The 21171-nt window shown below is 62.7% G+C and carries 21 protein-coding genes; 5 read left to right on the top strand and 16 right to left on the bottom strand.

What is annotated here, in order from left to right; translation table 11 throughout:
- The first annotated feature begins 33 nt into the window (after nt 1-33).
- Nucleotides 34-3126: a valine--tRNA ligase gene (locus tag GL286_RS02825; RefSeq protein WP_155094010.1), complete on the top strand. Its 3093-nt coding sequence runs from the start codon at nt 34-36 to the stop codon at nt 3124-3126.
- Between the two features lie 34 nt (nt 3127-3160).
- On the opposite strand, the gene GL286_RS02820 is transcribed toward GL286_RS02825, so the two are convergent.
- On the bottom strand, nt 3161-3835 hold the full coding sequence (locus GL286_RS02820) for a CbiX/SirB N-terminal domain-containing protein (protein WP_170295018.1): 675 nt from the start codon (nt 3833-3835) through the stop codon (nt 3161-3163).
- Nucleotides 3828-4388: a DUF4202 domain-containing protein gene (locus GL286_RS02815; RefSeq protein WP_155094513.1), complete on the bottom strand. Its 561-nt coding sequence runs from the start codon at nt 4386-4388 to the stop codon at nt 3828-3830. Before GL286_RS02815 ends, GL286_RS02820 begins: the two co-directional genes overlap by 8 nt.
- Nucleotides 4389-4423: 35 nt before the next feature.
- On the opposite strand from GL286_RS02815, the gene GL286_RS02810 reads away from it, so the two are divergent.
- Nucleotides 4424-4987, top strand: coding sequence for an NnrU family protein (locus tag GL286_RS02810; protein ID WP_343038822.1), 564 nt, complete (start codon nt 4424-4426; stop codon nt 4985-4987).
- Here the strand turns inward: GL286_RS02810 and GL286_RS02805 are convergent.
- Nucleotides 4971-5993, bottom strand: coding sequence for an NAD(P)/FAD-dependent oxidoreductase (locus tag GL286_RS02805; protein ID WP_155094009.1), 1023 nt, complete (start codon nt 5991-5993; stop codon nt 4971-4973). The two genes, GL286_RS02810 and GL286_RS02805, sit on opposite strands and share 17 nt — an antisense overlap.
- Before the next feature lie 47 nt (nt 5994-6040).
- Here GL286_RS02805 and mnmC2 point away from each other — a divergent pair, with 47 nt between their 5' ends.
- The gene (mnmC2, locus tag GL286_RS02800) at nt 6041-6718 is read left to right on the top strand and encodes a tRNA (5-methylaminomethyl-2-thiouridine)(34)-methyltransferase MnmC2 (protein WP_155094008.1); all 678 of its coding nucleotides are present in this window, start codon (nt 6041-6043) and stop codon (nt 6716-6718) included.
- Here the strand turns inward: mnmC2 and GL286_RS02795 are convergent.
- Complete coding sequence (locus GL286_RS02795; RefSeq protein ID WP_155094007.1) at nt 6692-7411, bottom strand: rhomboid family intramembrane serine protease; 720 nt, start codon at nt 7409-7411, stop codon at nt 6692-6694. The two genes, mnmC2 and GL286_RS02795, sit on opposite strands and share 27 nt — an antisense overlap.
- Before the next feature lie 123 nt (nt 7412-7534).
- Here GL286_RS02795 and GL286_RS02790 point away from each other — a divergent pair, with 123 nt between their 5' ends.
- Nucleotides 7535-8803, top strand: a complete 1269-nt coding sequence (locus tag GL286_RS02790; protein ID WP_155094006.1) for a 4-aminobutyrate--2-oxoglutarate transaminase — start codon at nt 7535-7537, stop codon at nt 8801-8803.
- Between the two features lie 68 nt (nt 8804-8871).
- Here the strand turns inward: GL286_RS02790 and GL286_RS02785 are convergent, their stop codons facing one another.
- The 4 genes from GL286_RS02785 to pgsA form a co-directional block, all read right to left on the bottom strand.
- Entirely contained in the window at nt 8872-9828 is a 957-nt protein-coding gene (locus GL286_RS02785) for an acetyl-CoA carboxylase carboxyltransferase subunit alpha (RefSeq protein WP_155094005.1), read from the bottom strand.
- A gap of 74 nt (nt 9829-9902) precedes the next feature.
- Nucleotides 9903-10337 (bottom strand): molybdenum cofactor biosynthesis protein MoaE, encoded by a 435-nt coding sequence (locus tag GL286_RS02780; protein ID WP_155094004.1) that lies wholly within the window; start codon nt 10335-10337, stop codon nt 9903-9905.
- 1 nt (nt 10338) lies between these two features.
- Nucleotides 10339-10590, bottom strand: a complete 252-nt coding sequence (moaD, locus tag GL286_RS02775; protein WP_155094003.1) for a molybdopterin converting factor subunit 1 — start codon at nt 10588-10590, stop codon at nt 10339-10341.
- Nucleotides 10580-11209: a CDP-diacylglycerol--glycerol-3-phosphate 3-phosphatidyltransferase gene (gene pgsA / locus GL286_RS02770; RefSeq protein WP_155094002.1), complete on the bottom strand. Its 630-nt coding sequence runs from the start codon at nt 11207-11209 to the stop codon at nt 10580-10582. Before pgsA ends, moaD begins: the two co-directional genes overlap by 11 nt.
- Before the next feature lie 216 nt (nt 11210-11425).
- Here pgsA and GL286_RS02765 point away from each other — a divergent pair, with 216 nt between their 5' ends.
- A complete protein-coding gene (locus GL286_RS02765) occupies nt 11426-12076 on the top strand; it encodes a ZinT family metal-binding protein (RefSeq protein WP_246184842.1) in 651 nt (216 codons plus the stop codon).
- A gap of 35 nt (nt 12077-12111) precedes the next feature.
- On the opposite strand, the gene uvrC is transcribed toward GL286_RS02765, so the two are convergent.
- The 8 genes from uvrC to radC all read right to left on the bottom strand — a co-directional run bounded on the left by uvrC (nt 12112) and on the right by radC (nt 21132).
- The gene (gene uvrC, locus GL286_RS02760) at nt 12112-13983 is read right to left on the bottom strand and encodes an excinuclease ABC subunit UvrC (protein ID WP_155094000.1); all 1872 of its coding nucleotides are present in this window, start codon (nt 13981-13983) and stop codon (nt 12112-12114) included.
- Nucleotides 13984-14285: 302 nt separating this feature from the next.
- Nucleotides 14286-15056: an SDR family oxidoreductase gene (locus tag GL286_RS02755; RefSeq protein ID WP_155093999.1), complete on the bottom strand. Its 771-nt coding sequence runs from the start codon at nt 15054-15056 to the stop codon at nt 14286-14288.
- Nucleotides 15057-15185: 129 nt separating this feature from the next.
- A complete protein-coding gene (locus tag GL286_RS02750; protein WP_155093998.1) occupies nt 15186-15983 on the bottom strand; it encodes a S49 family peptidase in 798 nt (265 codons plus the stop codon).
- A gap of 40 nt (nt 15984-16023) precedes the next feature.
- The gene (locus GL286_RS02745) at nt 16024-16899 is read right to left on the bottom strand and encodes a ribokinase (RefSeq protein ID WP_155093997.1); all 876 of its coding nucleotides are present in this window, start codon (nt 16897-16899) and stop codon (nt 16024-16026) included.
- Between the two features lie 114 nt (nt 16900-17013).
- Nucleotides 17014-17856: a cytochrome c1 gene (locus GL286_RS22765; RefSeq protein ID WP_425496083.1), complete on the bottom strand. Its 843-nt coding sequence runs from the start codon at nt 17854-17856 to the stop codon at nt 17014-17016.
- Nucleotides 17857-18228: 372 nt separating this feature from the next.
- Nucleotides 18229-19551, bottom strand: coding sequence for a cytochrome b (petB, locus tag GL286_RS02735; RefSeq protein WP_155093995.1), 1323 nt, complete (start codon nt 19549-19551; stop codon nt 18229-18231).
- A gap of 10 nt (nt 19552-19561) precedes the next feature.
- The gene (gene petA / locus GL286_RS02730) at nt 19562-20134 is read right to left on the bottom strand and encodes a ubiquinol-cytochrome c reductase iron-sulfur subunit (RefSeq protein WP_343038820.1); all 573 of its coding nucleotides are present in this window, start codon (nt 20132-20134) and stop codon (nt 19562-19564) included.
- Between the two features lie 212 nt (nt 20135-20346).
- Nucleotides 20347-21132 carry a RadC family protein gene (radC, locus tag GL286_RS02725; protein ID WP_155093993.1) on the bottom strand — a complete coding sequence of 262 codons (786 nt, stop codon included), beginning with the start codon at nt 21130-21132 and terminating at the stop codon, nt 20347-20349.
- Nucleotides 21133-21171 lie beyond the last annotated feature (39 nt).

Raw genomic sequence — 21171 nt, 5'->3', positions numbered from 1 at the left:
CTATCCCCTTTGGCGATCAAAGGGGTGACCAGTATGGCCATGGAAAAGAATTTCGACGCGAATGCCGCCGAGGCGCGGATCGCGGGTGAATGGGCGGCGAACGATGCTTTCGCAGCCGGTGCCAACGCGAAACCGGGGGCAGAAAGCTTCTCGGTCGTGATCCCACCCCCGAACGTCACCGGTAGCCTGCATATCGGCCACGCGCTGAACAATACGCTGCAAGATATTCTGGTGCGCTGGCACCGGATGCGCGGTTTCGACACCCTATGGCAGCCCGGTCAGGACCATGCCGGCATCGCGACCCAGATGGTGGTGGAACGCAAGCTGGCCGCCGAGGGCAAGCCGCCGCGCCGCGAATGGAACCGCAAGGATTTCACCAATGAAATCTGGCGCTGGAAACAGGAATCGGGCGACACGATCATCGGTCAGTTGAAGCGCCTTGGCGCCTCCTGCGACTGGTCGCGCAATGCCTTCACCATGTCGGGTGCGCCCGGCGCGCCTGCGGGCGAAGAGGGCAATTTCCACGATGCCGTCATCAAGGTCTTCGTGGACATGTATGAAAAGGGCCTGATCTATCGCGGCAAGCGACTGGTCAACTGGGATCCCCATTTCGAGACCGCGATCTCGGATCTGGAGGTCGAGAACCGCGAGGTTCCCGGCCATATGTGGCATTTCAAATACCCGCTGGCCGGTGGTGCGACCTATGAATATGTCGAGCGCGACGAGGACGGCAACGTCACCCTGCGCGAGACCCGCGACTATATCTCGATCGCCACTACCCGCCCCGAGACCATGCTGGGCGACGGCGCGGTCGCGGTCCATCCCGACGATGCCCGCTATGCCCCGATCGTCGGCAAGCTGGTCGAGATCCCGGTCGGTCCCAAGGCGCTGCGCCGCCTGATTCCGATCATCACCGACGAATATCCGGACCCGGATTTCGGCTCGGGCGCGGTCAAGATCACCGGCGCGCATGACTTCAACGACTATGGCGTCGCGACCCGCAACAATATCCCGCTTTACGCGCTGATGGATACCAAGGGCGCGATGCGTCAGGACGGCCTATCCTATGAGGAAAGCGCCGAAATCGCGACCCGCGCCGCGCGTGGCGAGGATGTGGGCGATGTCTCGAACGTGAACCTCGTGCCTGAAGAACTGCGCGGCCTTGACCGCTTTGATGCCCGCAAGCGGGTCATCGAGGCAATCACCACTGAAGGTCTGGCCGTCACCTACCTGCACAAGGAACTGGACAAGGAAACCGGAGCCGAGCATCTGGAACGTCGTCCGGTCATCGACAACAAGCCGATCATGCAGCCATTCGGCGACCGCTCGGGCGTCGTGATCGAGCCGATGCTGACCGACCAATGGTTCGTCGACACCGCCAAGATTGTCGGTCCGGCGCTGGACGCGGTGCGCTCGGGCGCGACAAAAATCCTGCCCGAGCAGCATGAAAAGGTCTATTTCCACTGGCTGGAAAATATCGAGCCTTGGACGATCAGCCGCCAGCTGTGGTGGGGCCACCAGATCCCGGTCTGGTACGGTCTGAACCTGTCCTTGGAAGGTCAGGTCGATGACGATCAGGACGGCGCGCTGGACGATGTGGAAATCTTTGCCCTGCTCGAAGAGGGTCTGGTCCATCGCGACGAGATCCACCACGCCAGCGCGAATTTCGCGGGCGTGGTCGAGCAATTCCGCGACAGCATCGCGGGTCTGCCGCAGCCGCTGGAAATCGCCCGCATCGTCGAGGTCGCCGACCGCGCCGCGGCCGTCGATGTCTTTGCCCAAGGGCTGGCCGATTACAACCTGACCGAGGACCCGACCAAGCTGGTCTACCCGGTCTGGCGCGACCCCGATGTGCTGGACACGTGGTTCAGCTCGGGCCTGTGGCCGATTGGCACGCTGGGCTGGCCGGAGCAGACGCCGGAACTGGCGCGCTATTTCCCGACCTCGACGCTGATCACCGGCTTTGACATCATCTTCTTCTGGGTCGCCCGGATGATGATGATGCAGTTGGCCGTCGTCGGCGACGTGCCCTTCCGCACCGTCTATGTCCATGGTCTGGTGCGCGACGAAAAAGGCGCGAAAATGTCGAAGTCGAAAGGCAACGTCATCGACCCGCTGACCCTGATCGACGAGTTTGGCGCCGACGCGCTGCGCTTCACCCTGACCTCGATGGCGGCGATGGGTCGCGACCCGAAGCTGGGGCCGAAGCATGTCGAGGCGAACCGCAACTTCGTCACCAAGATCTGGAACGCCACCCGCTTTGCCGAGATGAACGGCGTAAAGGGCGGCGTGACCCGCCCCGAACCCAAGCAGGTCGTGAACCGCTGGATCATCGGCGAGGTCGCCCGCATCCGCATGGCCACCGATGAGGCGCTTTCGACCTATCGCTTCAACGATGCCGCGACCGGGCTTTACGCCTTTGTCTGGGGCAAGGTCTGCGACTGGTATGTCGAACTGTCGAAACCGCTATTCGATGGCGAGTTCCGCGAGGAAACGCAGGCCACGATGGGTTGGGTGCTGGATCAGTGCTACACCATGCTGCACCCGATCATGCCCTTCGTCACCGAAGAGTTGTGGGCGCTGACGGGCGACCGCGCGAAGATGCTAGTCCATGGCGACTGGCCGGAATTTGGCGCGGAACTGATCGACGCCGAGGCCGACCGTCAGATGAACTGGGTAATCTCGCTGATCGAGAACATCCGCTCGGCCCGCGCCCAGATCGGCGTTCCGGCTGGCGCGCGTCCCGACCTGATCGTGACCGAGGCCGATGAAGCCGCCCGCGCCGCTTTGGCCGCGAACGGCCCGCTGATCGAGCGTCTGGCCCGCGTGAACCCGCCCGCCGAGGGCGCGATGGGTCCGGGGATGATCTCGGTCGCGGCTTTGGGGGCCAGCTTCGGCCTTCCGGTCGGCGAGATGATCGACGCCAAGGCCGAGACCGCGCGTCTGGAGAAATCCCTCGCCAAGACCGAGAAGGACGCCTCGGGCCTGCGCAACCGTCTGGGCAACCCGAAATTCGTCGAGAATGCCGAAGCCGAAGTCATCGAGGAAACCCGCGAAAAGCTGGCCGCTCTTGAGGACGACATGGCCCGCATCCGCGCCGCCTTGGCGCAGCTTGCGGCGATGTAAGGCTGGCTTGGCGATGAAAGACAGGGGCCGCGCGTTACAGCGCGGCCCTTATCGTTTCGGCGATCATGCGCGGGACCGCTGCGGCCATGCCGACCGGGGGCAGGGTAAGCCCGCGGAATCCGGCCAGCGCCAAGGCCTCGGGCAGATCGTCGGTGACATGCTCGGCGCGGGTGGCGAAAAGCGGCAGGCAGATCGCCTGCGCGGGCAGGTCGCGAGCGGCATCAGCAAGGAAGGGCGCTTCCTCGACAAAGCCGCAAGTGACCCGCAGCGGCGCGAGGTCGCGGGCCATCTTTTGCGCGGCCTCAAAAGGCGCGCGCGAGCGGCCCGAGCCATGCGCGGCGATCAGGATATGCGTGTCCTTCAGTGCCCAAGCCTGCGTTTGCGCGGCCTGCGCCAGAAGCCCGCGGCACAGGCCCGGCAGGCCCGGATCGCTGCCAAAGGGAGGCAGGATATGCGCCCGATCCGCGCCGACCAGCCGAAGACGGCGCGGCAATTCGCTGCGCGTGAACCAGCCCTCGGCCATGAACATCGGATAGATCAGCGCAGCATCAACCGCGATATCCAGCGCGCCCAGCATGGCCAGTGTCGCGCCCCGGACCCGCGTCTTGGGCAGGTGGCGGGCGACCTCGGCGGCCAAGGTCTCGACCGCCGCCTGCTGTGGGCCGGGATCGCCCGGCTGGCCATGGGCGACGATCAGGGCCTCAGGCACGGAAGGCGGCGGCGAAGGGCTCGGGGATGGCGAATTCCACCAATGCGCGGGCGCGGGCGGTGTCCGACATCTTGCGCGCGGTTTTTTCGACGATGCGGCTCAATTCCTCGGCGTCGCGGCCCTCGGCAAAGGGGCCGAGATACCAGCGGATGAAGGTGAAACAGGCGACATCCTCAAGCGCCTGAACGTCGCCGTCGCGCTTGATGCCCTGTTTCGTCAGCATCTTTTCGGCATGGGCCAGATCCTCGTCGGCATAGCCCGCCTCGCGCATGATGCCCGCGATGCGGGCGGCGTGGCGGCGGCCCTGTTCGGTGCGCCATGCCAGATAGCCGGGGCGGTCCATCGGGAAATCCTTGCGCGGCAGCTTCCAGCGTTCGACATGCTGGCCGCGACAGGCGATCTGCAGCGGTTCCGAGGCATCGGGATAAAGCGCCGCCTGTTCCGAGGTCATGCGCAGGCCGTAAAGCAGCGCCTCGGGCTGGCCGTCGGTCAAAGTCGGGTCGGCCGCATTGGCCTTGTCGATGGCGTCGAAAGCGGTCTGAAGGCGGGTCATGGTCATCCTCTTTTCCTTTATCTTGCCGCAGCAAAGTGCGGCGTCAACGCGGATTGCCCGAAGGCGGGGCTGCGGTTAGCGTCGCGGTCATGGAATGGGCAGAATTTGCGGCAGCTTTGGGGGCGTTTCTGGCCTCGCATGTGATTCCGGCACGGCTGCGGGGCCCGCTTGTGGCGCGGGTCGGGCGGCGGGCCTATCTGATCGGCTACAGCCTGTTGTCGCTGGCGCTGCTGTACTGGCTGATCGTCGCGGCGGGGCGGGCCCCCTTTGTCGAGATCTGGCCGCAGGACCCTTGGATGCGGTGGCTGGTGAATATCACCATGCCCGTTGCGATATTGGCGGCGGCGATTGGCGGCATGGCCGGATTGATGTCGGGCTTCGCGCTTTGGGCCATGACGCATCTGGTCGCCAATGGCGATCTGGCCCATGTCATCCTGTTCGGTCTGCTTCTGGCCTATGCGTTGTTCGGGCTGGCCCTGGGTTTGCGCAAAGGCGTGACGGTCCGGTTGAACTGGCAACGGATCGTCGCGGCCCTGCTGGTCTGGGCCACGCTTTTCCATCTGCATCCGCTGCTGACGGGTGTCAGCCCGCTGCCATAGGCTGCGGAGGAAGAAAGCCCTCGGGGATGCGGTCGTGTCCGTCCAGAATCAGATCGGCCAGCATGCCTGCGGCTGCCGGAGCCATGGCCAGCCCGATCTTGAAGCCGCCATTGGCAATGTAATGACCAGCGCGGCCCGGCCATGCGCCGACGATGGGGGCGCGGGATAGAGCCCTCGGGCGGATGCCCGCCCAGCGATCCACCACCGGTGCGTCTGCCAAGGCGGGGCAAAGCGTGCGTGCCTTGGCGATCAGATCCTCAAGCTGGGAATCGGTTCCGGTGTCGTAATTCTCGCGTTCCGAGGTCGAGCCGACCGCAACAGTGCCGTCCGAATGCGGCACGATATGGACGCCATCGGCGAAGATCTGCGGCTGATCCTTCATGTCCAGCGCAAGCAAAGCGGACTGGCCCTTGACCCCGTTGCCGCCAAAGGGCGCAAGTCCCGCAACGCCGGTTGCCCAGATCGCGGGCGCGTCGGGGGCGGGCATGCCTTCGATGATCTCGCCGCCCTTGGCGCGGATCGCGGCAGCCAGTGCCGCGCCAGCGCGGCGCGGGCTGATCCGCGCCGTCAGGTGATCGATCAACCACAACCCCGAGGCCGAAACCGGCACCATCCCTGCCACCGGAGTATCAGTCATCTCGATCACGGCCCAATCCGGCCATTGCTGTTTGGCGGCAGCGATACGCTCGCGCATCCGGTCTTCCGAACCCGCCGCGACCGGCTGGATGCGACCGGTACGGCCATAGCCGGAATCGACACCGCCCACTTGCGCGACCTCGGCCCACCAGTCGCTGGCGGCAATCAGAGCGTCCAGCTGGATCTGTTTCTTGTCGTTCCAGTTCTCGGGTGCATGTGGGGCCAATGCGCCGACATGCCCGCCAGAGGAACCCGCTCCTATCCGGTCGATCTCATAGACGCGCACGGGCTGTCCGCGGCGCGCCAATTCCCAAGCGCAGGACAGGCCGAAGATGCCTGCGCCTGCCACCGTGATCTTTGCACTTGCCATTTCGTCACCCCGTGTCGCATCTGCCGTCAGCAAAGGAGTTAACGCGGATGAACGAGAGCGACCAGAGCAGGGCCGATCTGGACTGGCGTGACGGTGCGATCCCGGTCTCGCGCCGGTTCGATGACCCCTATTTCAGCCTGAATGGCGGGCTGGACGAGACGCGCCACGTCTTTCTGGCGGGAAACAATCTTCCGGAACGCCTGCGGACCGGCTTCCATGTCGCTGAACTGGGTTTCGGCACCGGCCTGAACCTTCTGGCGCTGGCTCAGATCGCGACGGTTCCCGTCCGTTTCACCAGTTTCGAGGCGTTCCCGATGGATGTCGACGAACTCGCGCGCGCTCATGCTGCCTTCCCCGAACTGTCCGAGCTGTCCGCGCAGCTTCGCCTAGGCTGGCCCGACCGTCGGTTTCAGGTTGGAATGGTTCAGGCGCATGTCATTCAGGCCGACGCCCGTCAGGCGTTGCCCGACTGGCAGGACAAGGCGGATGCATGGTTTCTGGACGGGTTTTCTCCGGCCAAGAACCCCGAGCTATGGGGTGAGGATCTGATGGCCGAGGTCGCGCGCCACACCGCGCCGGATGGCACATTTGCGACCTATACAGCCGCTGGTCATGTCCGGCGCGCATTGGCGGCCTCGGGGTTTGAGGTCGTCCGTGCATCCGGTTTTGCCGGCAAGCGCCATATGAGTCGCGGCAGGTTAGCGGCGCACCTCGGGAATGCGTGAGGGCGTGTAGACCAGCGGCAAATGCGGCGGGCGGCCGTTGGTCCTGCTCCAGAAGGCAGTCCCGCCGCGCAGGAAGAACACCGGCAGTGCCAGTACAATCCCCGAGATAAATCCCGCGGCATGGGCGATATAGGCGACTCCGTCATCTGCCATGCTCGCCGACGACACCAGTTGCAGCCCGAACCACGCCAGCAACAGAACCCATGCCGGAATGGTGAAGCGCTTGAAAATGATGATGATGATCGCGATCACATCGACCTTGGCGCGCGGGAACAGCAGCAGGTAGCCACCCATCACGCCGGCAATGGCGCCTGACGCTCCTACCATCGGGACGGTGCTTTGCGGGTCGGCCAGAATTTGGCCTCCGGCAGCGGCAAGTCCGCAGGCCAGATAATATATCAGGAAGGGCACATGCCCCATCTGATCCTCGAGATTGTCACCGAATACCCAAAGGAACAGCATGTTGCCTGCGATATGCAGCAATCCCGCATGCAGGAATATATGGGTGAGCAGCCCCCATTCCGCCTGCCCGTGCGTGACCGCCGCCGGATAAAGCGACCATTGGTCCCACAATTCGACCATTCCGCCCAGCATCGGATCGGTCAGAAGATACATCAACACATTCAGAAAGATCAGGCCGTTGCGTACATATGGCGTCCGGTCTGACGGATTGTGATCGCGTATCGGGAACATCGTCGGGGCCTTCTGATCGGGTAATCCAAACGTGACGCAAGCCGTCTTCGGGCGCAAGCTCGCCCTGTTCGGACTGCTGTTGCGGATATAGCATCCCTTGCGAATCTACTCTGGGAGAGGTCGATGACCAGCCTGACTGACCGCAAGAATGCCGCGATTTCGCGCGGCGTGGGTATGACGACGCAGATCTATGCCGAACGGGCCGAGAATGCGTTGATCTGGGACAAGGATGGCAACCGCTATATCGACTTTGCCGCTGGCATTGCCGTGGTGAATACCGGCCACCGCCATCCCCGCGTGATCGAGGCGGTCAAGGCGCAGCTGGACCGCTTCACCCATACCTGCCATCAGGTCGTGCCCTATGAAAACTACATCGCACTGGCCGAGCGTCTGAACGCGGCGGTCCCTGGCGATTGGCCGAAAAAGACCGCATTCTACACGACCGGAGCCGAGGCCGTCGAAAACGCCGTCAAAATCGCCCGCCATTACACCGGACGTGCGGGGATTGTGGCCTTTTCCGGCGCGTTCCATGGTCGCACCTTCCTTGGCATGTCGCTGACGGGCAAGGTCCAGCCCTATAAGGCGGGCTTCGGGCCGATGATGAACGACATCTGGCATTTGCCGTTCCCCAACGACCTGCACGGCGTCACGCAGGATGACGCGCTGGCGGCACTTGACCGGCTGTTCAAATCCGACATTGACCCCGCTCGCGTTGCCGCCATCATCATCGAACCGGTGCAGGGCGAGGGTGGTTTCTACGAGGCTCCGTCAGGGTTCATCCAGCGCCTGCGCGAGATCTGCGACCAGTATTCAATCCTTCTGATTGCGGACGAGGTGCAAACCGGCTTCGCTCGCACCGGCAAGCTTTTCGCCATGGAGCATCACGGCGTCGCGGCCGACATCACCACCATGGCCAAAGGTCTGGGCGGCGGTCTGCCGATCAGCGCCGTCACCGGACGGATCGAGGTCATGGACAGTCCGGCTCCGGGTGGCTTGGGCGGTACATATGCGGGTAATCCGCTGGCCGTCGCGGCGGCTCATGCCGTTCTTGACGTGATCGAGGACGAGGGCCTGTGCGACCGTGCCACGCGCCTTGGCCAACGGCTGAAACAACGCCTTGCCAGCTTGCGCGACGACGTGCCCGAGATCGTCGATATCCGCGGCCCCGGCTTCATGAACGCGGTCGAGTTCAATATCGCGGACAGCGACAAGCCCAATCCCGAGATGGCGAACCGCGTCCGTGAACAGGCATTGGCCCGCAAGCTGATCCTGCTGACCTGCGGCGTGTACGGCAACGTCATCCGCTTCCTCGCACCGCTGACCATTCCGGATGCGGATTTCGATGAGGCGCTGGATATCCTTGAAGAGGCAATCCGCGCGGCGCGCGTCTGAATCGGAAAGGTCCGACCCAACGGGCCGGACCTTAACTTTCTGCGCCGCCTAGAAGCCTTGGCTTCGGGTTACGCGAGGGCTTTCGAGCCCATGTTCAGGAATTTCTGCCGACGGTCCTTGATGATCTCGGCAGGTTTCTTGCCTTCGAACTCGGCCAGCATTTCGGCGATGGCATCGCCGACCGCGTTGATCGCATCCAAGGGCGCACGCTGGGCCCCGCCCACCGGCTCGGGAATGATCCGGTCGACCACTTCCAGCTTTTTCAGATCCTGCGCGGTCAGTTTCAGCGCATGGGCGGCTTCGCGCATCTTCTCGGCATCCTTCCACAGGATCGAGGCGCAGCCTTCGGGCGAGATCACCGAATAGATCGAGTGTTCGAGCATGGCGATCCGGTTCGCCGTGGCGAATGCGACTGCGCCGCCCGAACCACCTTCGCCGATCACGACCGAAACCAGCGGCACGCCGATTTGCAGGCATTTCTCGGTGGAGCGCGCGATGGCCTCGGACTGGCCGCGCTCTTCGGCGCCCTTGCCCGGATAGGCGCCGGGGGTGTCGACCAGCGAAATGACCGGCAGGCGGAAGCGGTCCGCCATGTCCATCAGGCGGATCGCCTTGCGATAGCCCTCGGGGCGGGCCATGCCGAAGTTATGCGCCAGACGGGTCTTGGTGTCGTTGCCTTTTTCATGCCCAATTACGATGCAGGGCGCATCGCGAAAGCGGGCAAGTCCGCCCATGACGGCATGATCCTCGCCAAAGGCGCGGTCACCGGCCAAGGGGGTGTATTCGCTGAACAGTTGCGCGATGTAATCACGACAATGCGGACGCTCGGGGTGGCGCGCGACCTGGGTTTTGCGCCATGGGTCCAGCTGCTTGTACAGGTCGCGGAGCATCTCCTCGGCCTTTTTGTCGAGTGCTGCCGCCTCTTTCTCAAGATCCACGCCTTCGCCTTTGCGGGCGAGCACGCGCAGCTCCTCGGCCTTGCCTTCCAGATCGGCAAGGGGCTTTTCGAACTCGAGATAGGTCATTCAGTGCTCCGCGTCGTCATCCGGTCGGTTCGCGCCCTATATGATAGGCATGCGAATGGATTGCAACTTATGGCTCACCAGCGCGATAGGGCATCCTCGTCGGTCTCGACCGCATCGACCCATTCGCCGGGGCCATCCAGCGTGATTTCGCGCTTCCAGAACGGGGCGCGAGACTTGAGCCAGTCCATCAGGAATTCGGCGCCCTGAAAGGCCGCCGCACGGTGACGCGATGCGGTTGCGACCATCATGATGGGTGCGCCGACATCAAGTCGCCCGTGGCGATGGATGATGAGCCAGTCGCTCAGGCCGAATCGTTCGGCGGCCATCCGGCCATAGGTGTCGAGCGCCTTTTCGGTCATTCCGGGGTAATGTTCGATTTCCAACGCGACCAGACGTCCGCCTTCGTCGCGGACAAGGCCCGAGAAGGTCACGACCGCGCCCGCCCCCGCTCCGAAATTCGCGATCTCGGCGCCTAGGTCAAAGGGTTCGGTCTGGACCCGTGCAGACATCCTAGCCACCGGTCATGGGCGGGAAAAAGGCGATCTCGCGCGCACCGGCAATGCGGGCATCCAGATCGGCCAGTTCCTGATCGATGGCGACGCGCACGGCTGACAGGTCGGACAGGGCAGCAGCGTGCCAGTCATCCATCGCGGCAAGTTGGTCGACCAGATCACGGACCGTGGCGGCCTCGGTCTCGATCCGCTCGCGCGGTTGGCCGATCCGTTCGCGCAGCCACGCAAAGTACAAGACGTCAACGACCATCTTTGTCCCTCAGGAAAGGCCGGGCCTTGTCGAAATAATCCCAGCCGGTGATGGCGGTCAGAACCGCCGCGATCCAGATCAGCAACAGGCCGAACTGGGTCGCCAGATCGGCCCAATTATCCGACCATGGCAGGCGGGTCTCGCCGACCAAGGGCGGGTGGCCGACCTCATAATAGGTTAGTCCCGTTCCAAGGAACAGCACCGAGATGGCGGTCATCTGCGCGGTGGTCTTCCATTTCGCGAGCTTTGTGACTTTCAGAAGCTTGGACTTCTCGCCCAGAAATTCCCGCAGCCCCGCGACAAAGACCTCGCGGAACAAGATGACGGTCGAGGGCAGGATCAGCCACGGGTTCATTCCGGAATATCCGGTGATGACCACGACGGCGATGATGACCATCGCCTTGTCGGCGATCGGGTCCATGGCGGCGCCGAAGCGACTTTCCTGACCCCAGGCACGGGCCAGATAGCCGTCAAACCAATCGGTTACGGCGGCGACCAGAAACAGCACAAGTGCTGCGAAATCTGCGAACGGCCGGCTGAGGAACAAAAACATCAGCGGCACGAGCGGCGCGGCCGCAAGACGCAGAACGGTCAGGGTGTTTGGCAAGGTCCAGCGCATGCCGCGCAATCTAGGACGTTGACGCGGCGGGGGGAAGGGGGCGCGAGACGCCGCGGCCGAGCAATTCCCATTGGTCAAGTTCGGGCTTGCTTCGGTCGGGACGCTTGGATAGTTCATTTGTGCAATGTAATAACATTACAATTATTGACGCAAACGAGGACAAGATACATGCGAACTAGGTTCATCGGGCAAGCCGCCGCTGGGGCAATCGGTGCGATGTTGCTGATTTCCGGGGCCGCATTGGCGGGCGGCGAAGCTGCAGGGCAACACGACCACAAACATGCGCATTCGCACGAGCACGCCCATGATCACGATCATGGCAACGATGCTGCGGCGGCGATCCGGAAGGGACATTTCGACGATAGCGAGATTCAGGATCGGACGCTTTCCGATTGGGAAGGCGACTGGCAGTCCGTCTATCCCTATCTTGTCGATGGCACTTTGGACCCCGTCATGGCGCATAAGGCCGAGCATGGCGACAAGACCGCTGCCGAATATCGCGATTATTACGAGGCCGGATACCGGACCGATGTCGATCGGATCGTGATCAAGGGCGACAGGATCGAATTCTACCGCAGCGGTGCTTCCGTCTCGGCACGGTACGTCAGCGACGGACGGGAAACACTAACCTACAAAGCGGGCAATCGTGGGGTGCGTTATGCTTTCAGGAAGGCGGATGGCGATACCGCCGCGCCGGCGTTCATCCAGTTCAGCGACCATGCCATCGCCCCCGAAAAGGCTGGCCATTATCATCTTTACTGGGGAGATGACCGCAAGGCGCTGTTGGCCGAGGTAACGCATTGGCCGACCTATTATCCGACCGCGATGAGCGGTCAGCAAATCCAGTCCGAAATGATGGCGCACTGATCCAATCACGGCGCGGAGGGCGGCGTTTGCCGCCCTTAGCTGTTCTGGAAATGGTCGACGATCTTTTGCGCCAGTGATTCGCTGATGCCATCGACCGCTACCAGATCGGCCAGACCGGCGCGGCTGACCGCCTTGGCGCTGCCGAAATGTGCTAGAAGCGCACGTTTGCGGGAAGCGCCGACTCCGGCGATCTCGTCCAAAGGGTTCGCCATATTCGACTTGGCCCGTTTGGCGCGGTGGGTGCCGATGGCCCAGCGGTGCGCCTCGTCACGCATGCGCTGGACGAAATACAGCACGGGATCGTTCATCCGCAGCGCAAAGGGGCGCTGGCCGGGGCGATGGAATTCTTCCTTGCCGTGGTCGCGGTCCTCGCCCTTGGCGACGCCGACCATGGGAATATCCTCTACCCCGATTTCGGCCATGATCTCGTGGACCGCTGAGACCTGTCCTGCGCCGCCGTCGATCAGCAGCAGGTCGGGCCATGCATCGGCCTGCCGATCGGGGTCTTCCTTCAACAGACGGGCGAACCGGCGGGTCAGGACCTCTTTCATCATGCCGAAATCGTCGCCCGGCGTGATCTCGGTGCCTTTGATGTTGAACTTGCGATACTGGCTTTTGATCCAGCCCTCGGGGCCGGTGACGACCATGCCGCCGACGGCGTTCGTTCCCTGAATGTGGCTGTTGTCGTAGATCTCGATCCGTTGCGGCGGGGCGGGCAGGTCGAAGGCCTCGGCCAGACCTTCCAGCAAACGGATCTGCGCCGCACTTTCCGACATGCGGCGGGCCAGACTTTCACGCGCATTCCGCATGGCGTTCTCGACCAGTTCGGCCTTTTCTCCGCGCATGGGGACGCCCAGAACCACCTTGCGTCCGGCTTTCTCGGACAAGGCCTCGGTCATCAGGTCTGGGTCTTCGATGCCATGCGACAGCAGCACCATGCGGGGCGGGATCTTGCCGTCATAGAACTGCACGAGGAACGCCTGCATGACCTCATCGGCGGATTCGACGCCGTTCAGCTTGGGATAAAAATCGCGATTGCCCCAGCTTTGGTTGCCGCGGATGAAGAACACCTGCACACAAGCCAACCCGCCTTCGATATGAAGGGCGACCACATCGGCTTCAGGAACGCCGCGCGGATTGATCGCCTGCACCGATTGCACGGCGGTCAGTGCCTTGATGCGGTCACGCAATGCGGCGGCACGCTCATACTCCATGTCCTCGGCGGCCTGTGCCATCTCGCGCGCAAGCTGCGCCTGGATTGAAGTGGACTTGCCGCGCAGGAACAGTTCGGCATCCGCCACCAGCGCGTTGTAATCTTCCAGCCCGATGCGTCCGACGCAGGGTGCGCAGCAACGCTTGATCTGGAACAGCAGGCAAGGGCGCGTCCGGTTCGAGAACGTCGCGTCTGTGCAGGACCGCAGCAGAAACACGCGCTGCAACTGGTTCAGAGTCCGGTTCACCGCCCCCGCACTGGCGAAGGGGCCGTAATAATCGCCCTTTTCCGATTTCGCGCCGCGATGTTTCTTGATCTGCGCAAACTCATGCGATTTCGCGACAAGGATATTCGGGAAGGATTTGTCGTCACGCAGCAGTACGTTGTAGCGCGGTTTGAGTTGCTTGATCAGGTTCTGTTCAAGCAGCAACGCCTCGGTCTCGGTGCGCGTGGTCAGGAACATCATCGAGCAGGTCTCGCGGATCATCCGCGCGATGCGACCCGAATGGCCGGTGGCCCGGGCATAGTTTGAAACCCGCGCCTTGAGGTTCCGCGCCTTGCCGACGTAAAGCACCGCCCCCTGAGCATCCAGCATCCGGTAGACCCCCGGCGAACTGTCGAGCGTGCGCAGATAGTCCTGAATCAGGGTCTGGCCCGTTTTGGCGGGCAAAGGGGGAAGCGAAGAATCGGTCATGGTCTGTTAATAAAATGATTCCCGATTCCGGCTGCAAGTTTGGAGTTGGCTGGTCAAGCTGAATCCTGTCCACGGAATCTGTGGATAAGTCTGTGAGTCTCCTTGGGGGCAGTATGCGTTCCGTGAGCGTTTATTGGGGATTCAGCGACTTGCGTAAAAAACGCGCAGTTTTATAACATATTGTTTTAACATGACATTTTTGAAGAACGCAACAATCCCATGAATTTGTTACCAGAATCGTGAACTTATTGCGAAGGTCCATGGGAAGGTGGACAACTTGTCGCGTTTTTTGGGCGTCAACCCTATTCTACACACATGACGTCAGGTGTTTCCCAGCCAAGATGTTGACCGCCGTCCACACAGATCAACTGACCTGTTACGGATTTTGCCGTGACCAGATAAGCAATTGCTGCACAGATATCAGTGGGATCGACGCCGCGCTGCAGCACCGTCGCACGACGCTGCTCGGCAAATTGCTCGGGGGTTTGGCGGCTGCCCTGCAACGTCGGGCCGGGACCAATCGCATTCACCCTGATATCCGGAGCGAGCGCTTGCGCCGTCGTCCGCGTCAGCCACCACAGTCCCGCTTTGGCCAATGCGTAGGTCATGAAGTCCGGCGTCGGCTTCAATACACGCTGGTCGATCATGTTGATAACTTGGCTGCGCGCCAAGGGCTCTGCGGCAAGCGAGTCGGCCTTGGGGGCTTGTGCGGCAAATCGTTGCGTCAGGATGAAGGGCGCGCGAAGATTCGAATTGATGTGCCGATCCCAACTGTCGCGACTGGCCGAGTGGATATCGTCCGGCTCAAAGACCGACGCATTGTTCACTAGCAAGGACAGCGGCCCCATTTGCGCGGTGACTTCGGGAATCAGCGCCTCGATCTGGTCCAGATCCAGCAGGTCGGCTGCGAAGATCTGGGCACGCACGCCAAATTTGCGGGCCTGAGCTGCGGTTGCTTCGGCCTCGTCGCGCGAGGCGTGATAATGGATCGCGACGTCATGACCCAGTCGGGCCAGTTCCAGTACGATTTCGCGGCCGAGGCGCCGGGCGCCTCCGGTCACCAATGCGATCATTCCAGCGGGCCCCAATGCATCATTTATATGGAATTCCTAAAATTCTAGCGATCAAACGACGGAAGCCCGGCCCCGCGACAAGGGCCAGCGCGATAATGATCAGCAAACACAACAATACGGCCTTGATCATCAGCCCCTCGCGTCAAAGCGGGCGAATGCCGCGCGTTCCTCGATGGAATCGATCACCTCGCCCGCCGACAGACCGAAGCGGCGCAGCAGCGGCACACGCTGACCATAGGTCAGAAAGCGTGTCTCCTTGCCGAACAGTTCACGCATCTTGGGGGTAAGATGGGCGATGCCGTCCGCCAAGCCAAGCTCGACGGCTTCGCGACCGACCCAGATCTCGCCAGTGAACAGATCCCGTTCCACTGGCAGTTTGTCGCCGCGGCGGCTCTGGATCTGGGCCTTGAATGCGTCATGGATCGGGGTCAACAGGCGGTTCAGCCGCTCGATATCCTCGGGTTTTTCGGGGCGGAACGGGTCCAGCATCGATTTGGACTCGCCGGCGGTATGGACGCGGCGCTCGATTCCGTGGCGGGCGATCAGTTCCGAAAAACCGAACCCGGCCGAAATGACGCCGATCGACCCGAGGACCGAACTTTCGTCCGCCCAGATGAAATCCGCAGCCGAGGCCAGCCAATAGCCGCCCGAGGCCGCGACGTCCTCGACAAAGGCATGGACCGGAACATGATGTTCCTCGGACAAGCGGCGGATTCGCGCACCGATCAGGCTGGACTGGACGGGCGACCCACCGGGCGAGTTGACGACCAATGCCACGGCCTTGGGTTTGCGTCGTTTGAAGGCGCGTTCCAGCAAGGGTGCCAGACCGGCATCGGTCAAGCCGCCACCACGCGATGCCCCGCCGATCACGCCCTGCAAGCGGATGACGGCGACCGAGGGAGCACGGTTCAGAAAGGGGATTCTCATGTGTCTCCAGATAGGTGCCAAGGCGGGTTGCGACAAGTTGTCAGTTCTGACTTTCGAGGAATTGCACGACATCGGTGCGGTCGGGCATCGCATCGCCTGCGCCGTGTCGCGTGACCTGAATTGCGGCGGCCGCAGCGGCGTGGCGTAACGCCGTCGGGATATTTTCGCCCCTCGCCAGACCGGCTGCAAACCAGCCCGTGAAACAGTCGCCCGCGCCGGTCGTGTCCTGCGCCTTGACCGGATAGGCGGCCTGACGGTGGATCTCGCCGGTCGTGAAGTCGCGGTATTCCGCGCCAGCCGCGCCCCGCGTCACGAGCATTCCTTCGATCGGCAGGTTCTCACCGAATGCGGCGAAAGCCTCGAAGGCCTCGCCTTCGTTCACGGCAAGGATCGAGATATGGGGCAGAACGGCGCGCAGGGCCTCGATTTCGAAGGGGGCCGCCGAATAGATCACCGTCGCGCCTGCGGATTTGGCGCGCGTGGCAGCCTCGACTTGCAGGCTGGTTTCGTTTTGGGTCAAAAGGATATCGCCCGGACCGATGCCCGTCAGATCGCGGGTTACCGTGTCGTCTGGCAGGGCACGATTGGCGCCGCTATGGACGATGATCGAGTTCTCGCCCGCCATATCAACAAGGATGATCGCATGGCCGGTAACGTGACCTTCCAGACGTGCGATGCAGTTGGTATCGACGCCGGCATCGACCAGTCGGCGCAACACCCAGTCGTCGCCGCTGCCCATTGCGCCCAGATGTACGACATGCGCTCCGGCGCGGGCCGCCGCGACAGACTGGTTCGCGCCCTTCCCCCCAAGACCGTGCGACAGATCGCGGGAATGGATCGTCTCACCCGAGCGGGGCAGGTTCGCCAAGCGGTAGACGTGGTCGATGTTGATCGAACCGAGGTTATAGATCGTCATCCTGCTTCTCCGTGCGTTCGGAGCCGTATCTGAGCCTTCGGGGCGAAGTTTGTCCAGCACCCGAAACGAAAGACGCGCCCCGTAGGGCGCGTCAATTTGACCGTCAGCGGCGGGTCAGTGGGCCTTGCGACCGTGCTTGATCGGCCACCACAGCTTCTTGTTCGTCAGGTAAAGCAGCGAGGCAAGGACGATCAGGAACAGGACCGAGACCATGCCGACCTGTTTGCGATCCATCATCTTCGGCTCGGCGGTCCACATCAGGAAGGCCGAGACGTCGCGGGCCATCTGGTCCACGCTGGCCTCGGTCCCGTCCTCATATGTGACCTGACCGTCGGTCAGCGGCTGGGGCATCTTGATCCAACCGGTCGAGAAGGCGGCGTTGTGGTAGAAGGTGCTGCCCGCTTCTTCCTTGGTCTCGCCATTATAGCCGGTCAGGATCGCGTGGATGTATTCCGGACCACCGATACCACGGAAGAACTGCGTTATGCCGGTGCCGTAGGGACCGTGGAAACCCGCGCGCGCCTTGGCCATCAGCGACAGGTCAGGGCCCATGCCTTCGGCCAGATTGGTCGGGAAGTGATCGGTCGGAACGCGTGGACGATCCTCGCCGGTCTCGGCGTCGGTGATGTCCAGATTGGCGGCATAGGCGCGCACCTGATCTTCGGGCAGGCCGGGGCCGCCCGGATCGCCCAAGGTGCGCAGCGGAACGTAGCGCAGGCCGTGACAGGCCGAGCAGACCTCGGTGTAGACCTGCAACCCGCGCTGCAGCTGGAACTGGTCGAAACTTCCAAAAGGCCCTTCGAAGCTGAATGAAATGTCCTCGATATGAGGCGCGGCGTGGGAGGCACCTGCCGCTGCATGTTCACCCTCTGCCGCAGCAGCGTGTTCGGGTTCAGCGGCCGCCGGTGCTTCGGTTTCCGCAGGAGCTGGAGTTGCAGCCGCCGGTGCTTCGGCCACAGCGGCTTCGACGGGTTGTTCTGCGGCGGGGGCGGGCGTTTCTGCCGGTGCCTCGGCCGGTTCCGCTTCGGTCGGCTCGGGCATTGCGGCCGTTGTGGTTGCCTCGGGTGAGGCAGGCGCGGCAGCAGCAGGTGCTTCTGCTGTCGGAGCGGGTGCCTCGGCTACCGGAGCAGGAGCGGCCTCGGGCGCTGCCGGTTCTGCTGCCGTGGGCGCAGGGGCGGCGCTTCCTCCGGTGTGATAGCTGGAACCCACCGGTGCCGTGGTACCGGGCGCGGTCGAAGTGTCTTGTGCGACTGCGCCACCTGCCAAGGCAACGGTCAAGGCCGCAACAGCCGTGAGCGATGCGTTTCTCAAGGTCATTGTTGCCTCTCCTTACTCGGCAGGATGGGTTTTGGACCCGTAATGGGCATTGAAGTCTTCCTCGATGGTCGAGGGCATCGGGTCAGGCTTCTCGATGATGCCGAGTAGCGGAAGGATCACGAGGAAATAGGCGAACCAATAGGCCGCACCGGCCAGCGCGATATAGGGATAGATCCCCTCGGCTGGCATTGCGCCGACCCACATCAGCACCACGAAATCGACCGCCAGAATCCAGAACCACCATTTGAACAGCGGACGGAAGCGGCCCGAACGCACGCGCGAGGTATCAAGCCACGGCACCAGCGCCATCACAAGGATCGCGCCGAACATCGCCAGCACGCCGAAAAACTTGGCGTCGATGATGCCGAAGGACAGCCAGTTCACCAGTTGCACCGCCCAGACATCGGCGGTGAAGGCGCGCAGGATCGCGTAGAACGGCAGGAAGTACCATTCCGGCACGATATGCGCGGGTGTCGCCAGCGGGTTCGCCTCGGTGTAGTTATCGGGGTGGCCCAGATAGTTCGGCATGAAGCCGACGACTGCAAAGAAAATCACCAGCACGATCGCAAGGCCGACAAGGTCCTTGATCACGAAATAGGGCCAGAAGGGCAGGGTGTCCTTCTCGGCCTCTTCCTTCGAGGTGCGGCGGACCTCGACGCCGGACGGGTTGTTGTTGCCCGTGGTGTGGAAGGCCCAGATGTGAATGACGACGAGGGCCGCGATCACGAAAGGCAGCAGATAATGCAGCGAGAAGAAGCGGTTGAGCGTCGCGTTATCGACAGCCGGTCCACCCAGCAACCAGGTCTGGATCGACTGGCCGATGCCGGGAATCGCACCGAACAGGCCGGTGATGACGGTCGCGCCCCAGAAGGACATCTGCCCCCAAGGCAGCACATAGCCCATGAAGGCCGTGCCCATCATCATCAGGTAGATCAGCATCCCGACGATCCAGGTGACCTCGCGCGGAGCCTTGTACGAGCCGTAATAAAGGCCGCGGAAGATGTGGATGTAGACCGCAAGGAAGAACAGGGACGCGCCGTTCGCATGCAGATAACGCAGCATATAGCCGCCGTTCACGTCGCGCATGATATGCTCGACCGAGGCGAAGGCCAGGTCCACATGCGGAGTGTAGTGCATCACCAGTACGATGCCGGTCGCGATTTGCAGGACCAGACAGAAGGCCAGAACGATGCCCCAGATCCACCACCAGTTCAGGTTTTTCGGTGTGGGAATCATGATGGTATCGTAGATCAGCCCGACAATCGGCAGGCGGCGGTGGAGCCAGCGCTCGGGTGCGGTCTTGGGCTCGTAATGGTCGTGGGGAATTCCGGCCATATGCGCCTCCTCAGCCCAACTGGATGGTGGTTTCGTTGACGAAAGCGGCGACCGGGATATGCAGGTTCTGCGGTGCCGGGCCTTTGCGGATGCGTCCCGCCGTATCGTAATGCGAGCCGTGGCAAGGGCAGAACCAGCCGCCGAAATCGCCAGCGCCATCGCCGATCGGGACGCAGCCCAGATGGGTACAGACCCCCAGCATGACCAGCCATTCGCCCGCTTCGTCCAGCGTGCGGTTCTGGTCAAGCGCGGGCTCATTGGGTTTGTTCTGGTTCTCGGCGCTTTGGTCGATAAGCTGGCCCAGCTCGACTTCGCGGCCCTTCTGGATCTCGTCCTCGGTCCGGCGGCGGATGAACACGGGTTTGCCCAGCCATTTGACCGTCAATTGGGTGCCGGTTTCGACCCCGCTGACATCGACCTGGATCGAGGACAAAGCCTGAACGTCGGCCGATGGGTTCATCTGGTTGACAAGGGTCCAAGCGGCAGCCCCAGCCGCGACAGTGCCGGCACCGGCCGTCGCGAAGTAGAGGAAGTCCCTCCGGGTGGCACCGCTGTCTCCTGCGTGGTCGTCTGCGTGGGACACGGGTCTGATCTCCATTCTTGCCCAGCGGGCCGGGCGATACGACGAAGTGGGCCGTGATATGCACTTCCCCCTCCCTCGCGAGTTTGTAGCGGTCAAATTTACGTCAGTCTAGCGCGGGGCGGTCGGCAGACACTCGCAACCCCGCTCAGGTGTGGGATTTTGGTTGCGGGTTTCTTGCAGGACACGCGGCATTGGTCCGGTTCAAACCGGCATTACAACATCCCCTCGCTGCGGAAGCTTAGTTCGCGCGACCGGCCGATGATGAGGTGGTCGTGGACGGTGATTCCCATCACTTCGGCAGCGGCGCAGATCCGTTTTGTCATGGTTATGTCGGCTTGCGACGGTGTCGGATCGCCCGAAGGATGGTTGTGGACAAGGATCAAGGCGCTTGCTGTCAATTCAAGCGCGCGTCGCATGATCTCGCGCGGGTAGACGGGGACGTGGTCGACGGTGCCCTTAGCCTGTTCCTCGTCCGCGATGAGTACGTTCTTGCGGTCGAGATAAAGGACGCGGAATTGCTCGATTTCTCGGTGCGCCATGGCGGTATGGCAGTAATCGAGCAGCGCGTGCCAACTGGTCAGGACGGGGCGATGCATCACCTTCGAGCGGGCAAGACGTTGCGCCGCGGCTTCGACGATCTTGAGTTCCTGCACCACGGCCGGACCCACGCCGGAAACGGCGGTCAGGCGGGTGGCCGATGCTGATAACACGCGATTGAAGTCGCCAAACTGGTCGATCAGCAGACGGGCCAAAGGCTTGACGTCCTGTCGGGGAATGGCGCGGAACAGGACGAGTTCAAGCAGCTCGTAATCGGGCATGGCCTCGGCACCGCCCTGCATGAAGCGTTCGCGAAGGCGGGCGCGATGGTCCGAGAGATAGCTTGGCAGCCGGCCCTGAGGCATTGGGACCGGCTGCGGCACTTCGTCGCTGGCCGTCACGGGTCCGGACGGAGCGAATAGCGGCAGCGGGGCTTCGTTGAACGAATGATTCGGGTCCATGCCCGAAACCTGCCACACATGCGGTAAACGGGCCGTTAA

It is taken from the genome of Paracoccus aestuariivivens, from assembly GCF_009711225.1.
Lineage (GTDB): Bacteria > Pseudomonadota > Alphaproteobacteria > Rhodobacterales > Rhodobacteraceae > Paracoccus > Paracoccus aestuariivivens.
This window is presented reverse-complemented; position numbering and strand designations above follow the sequence as displayed.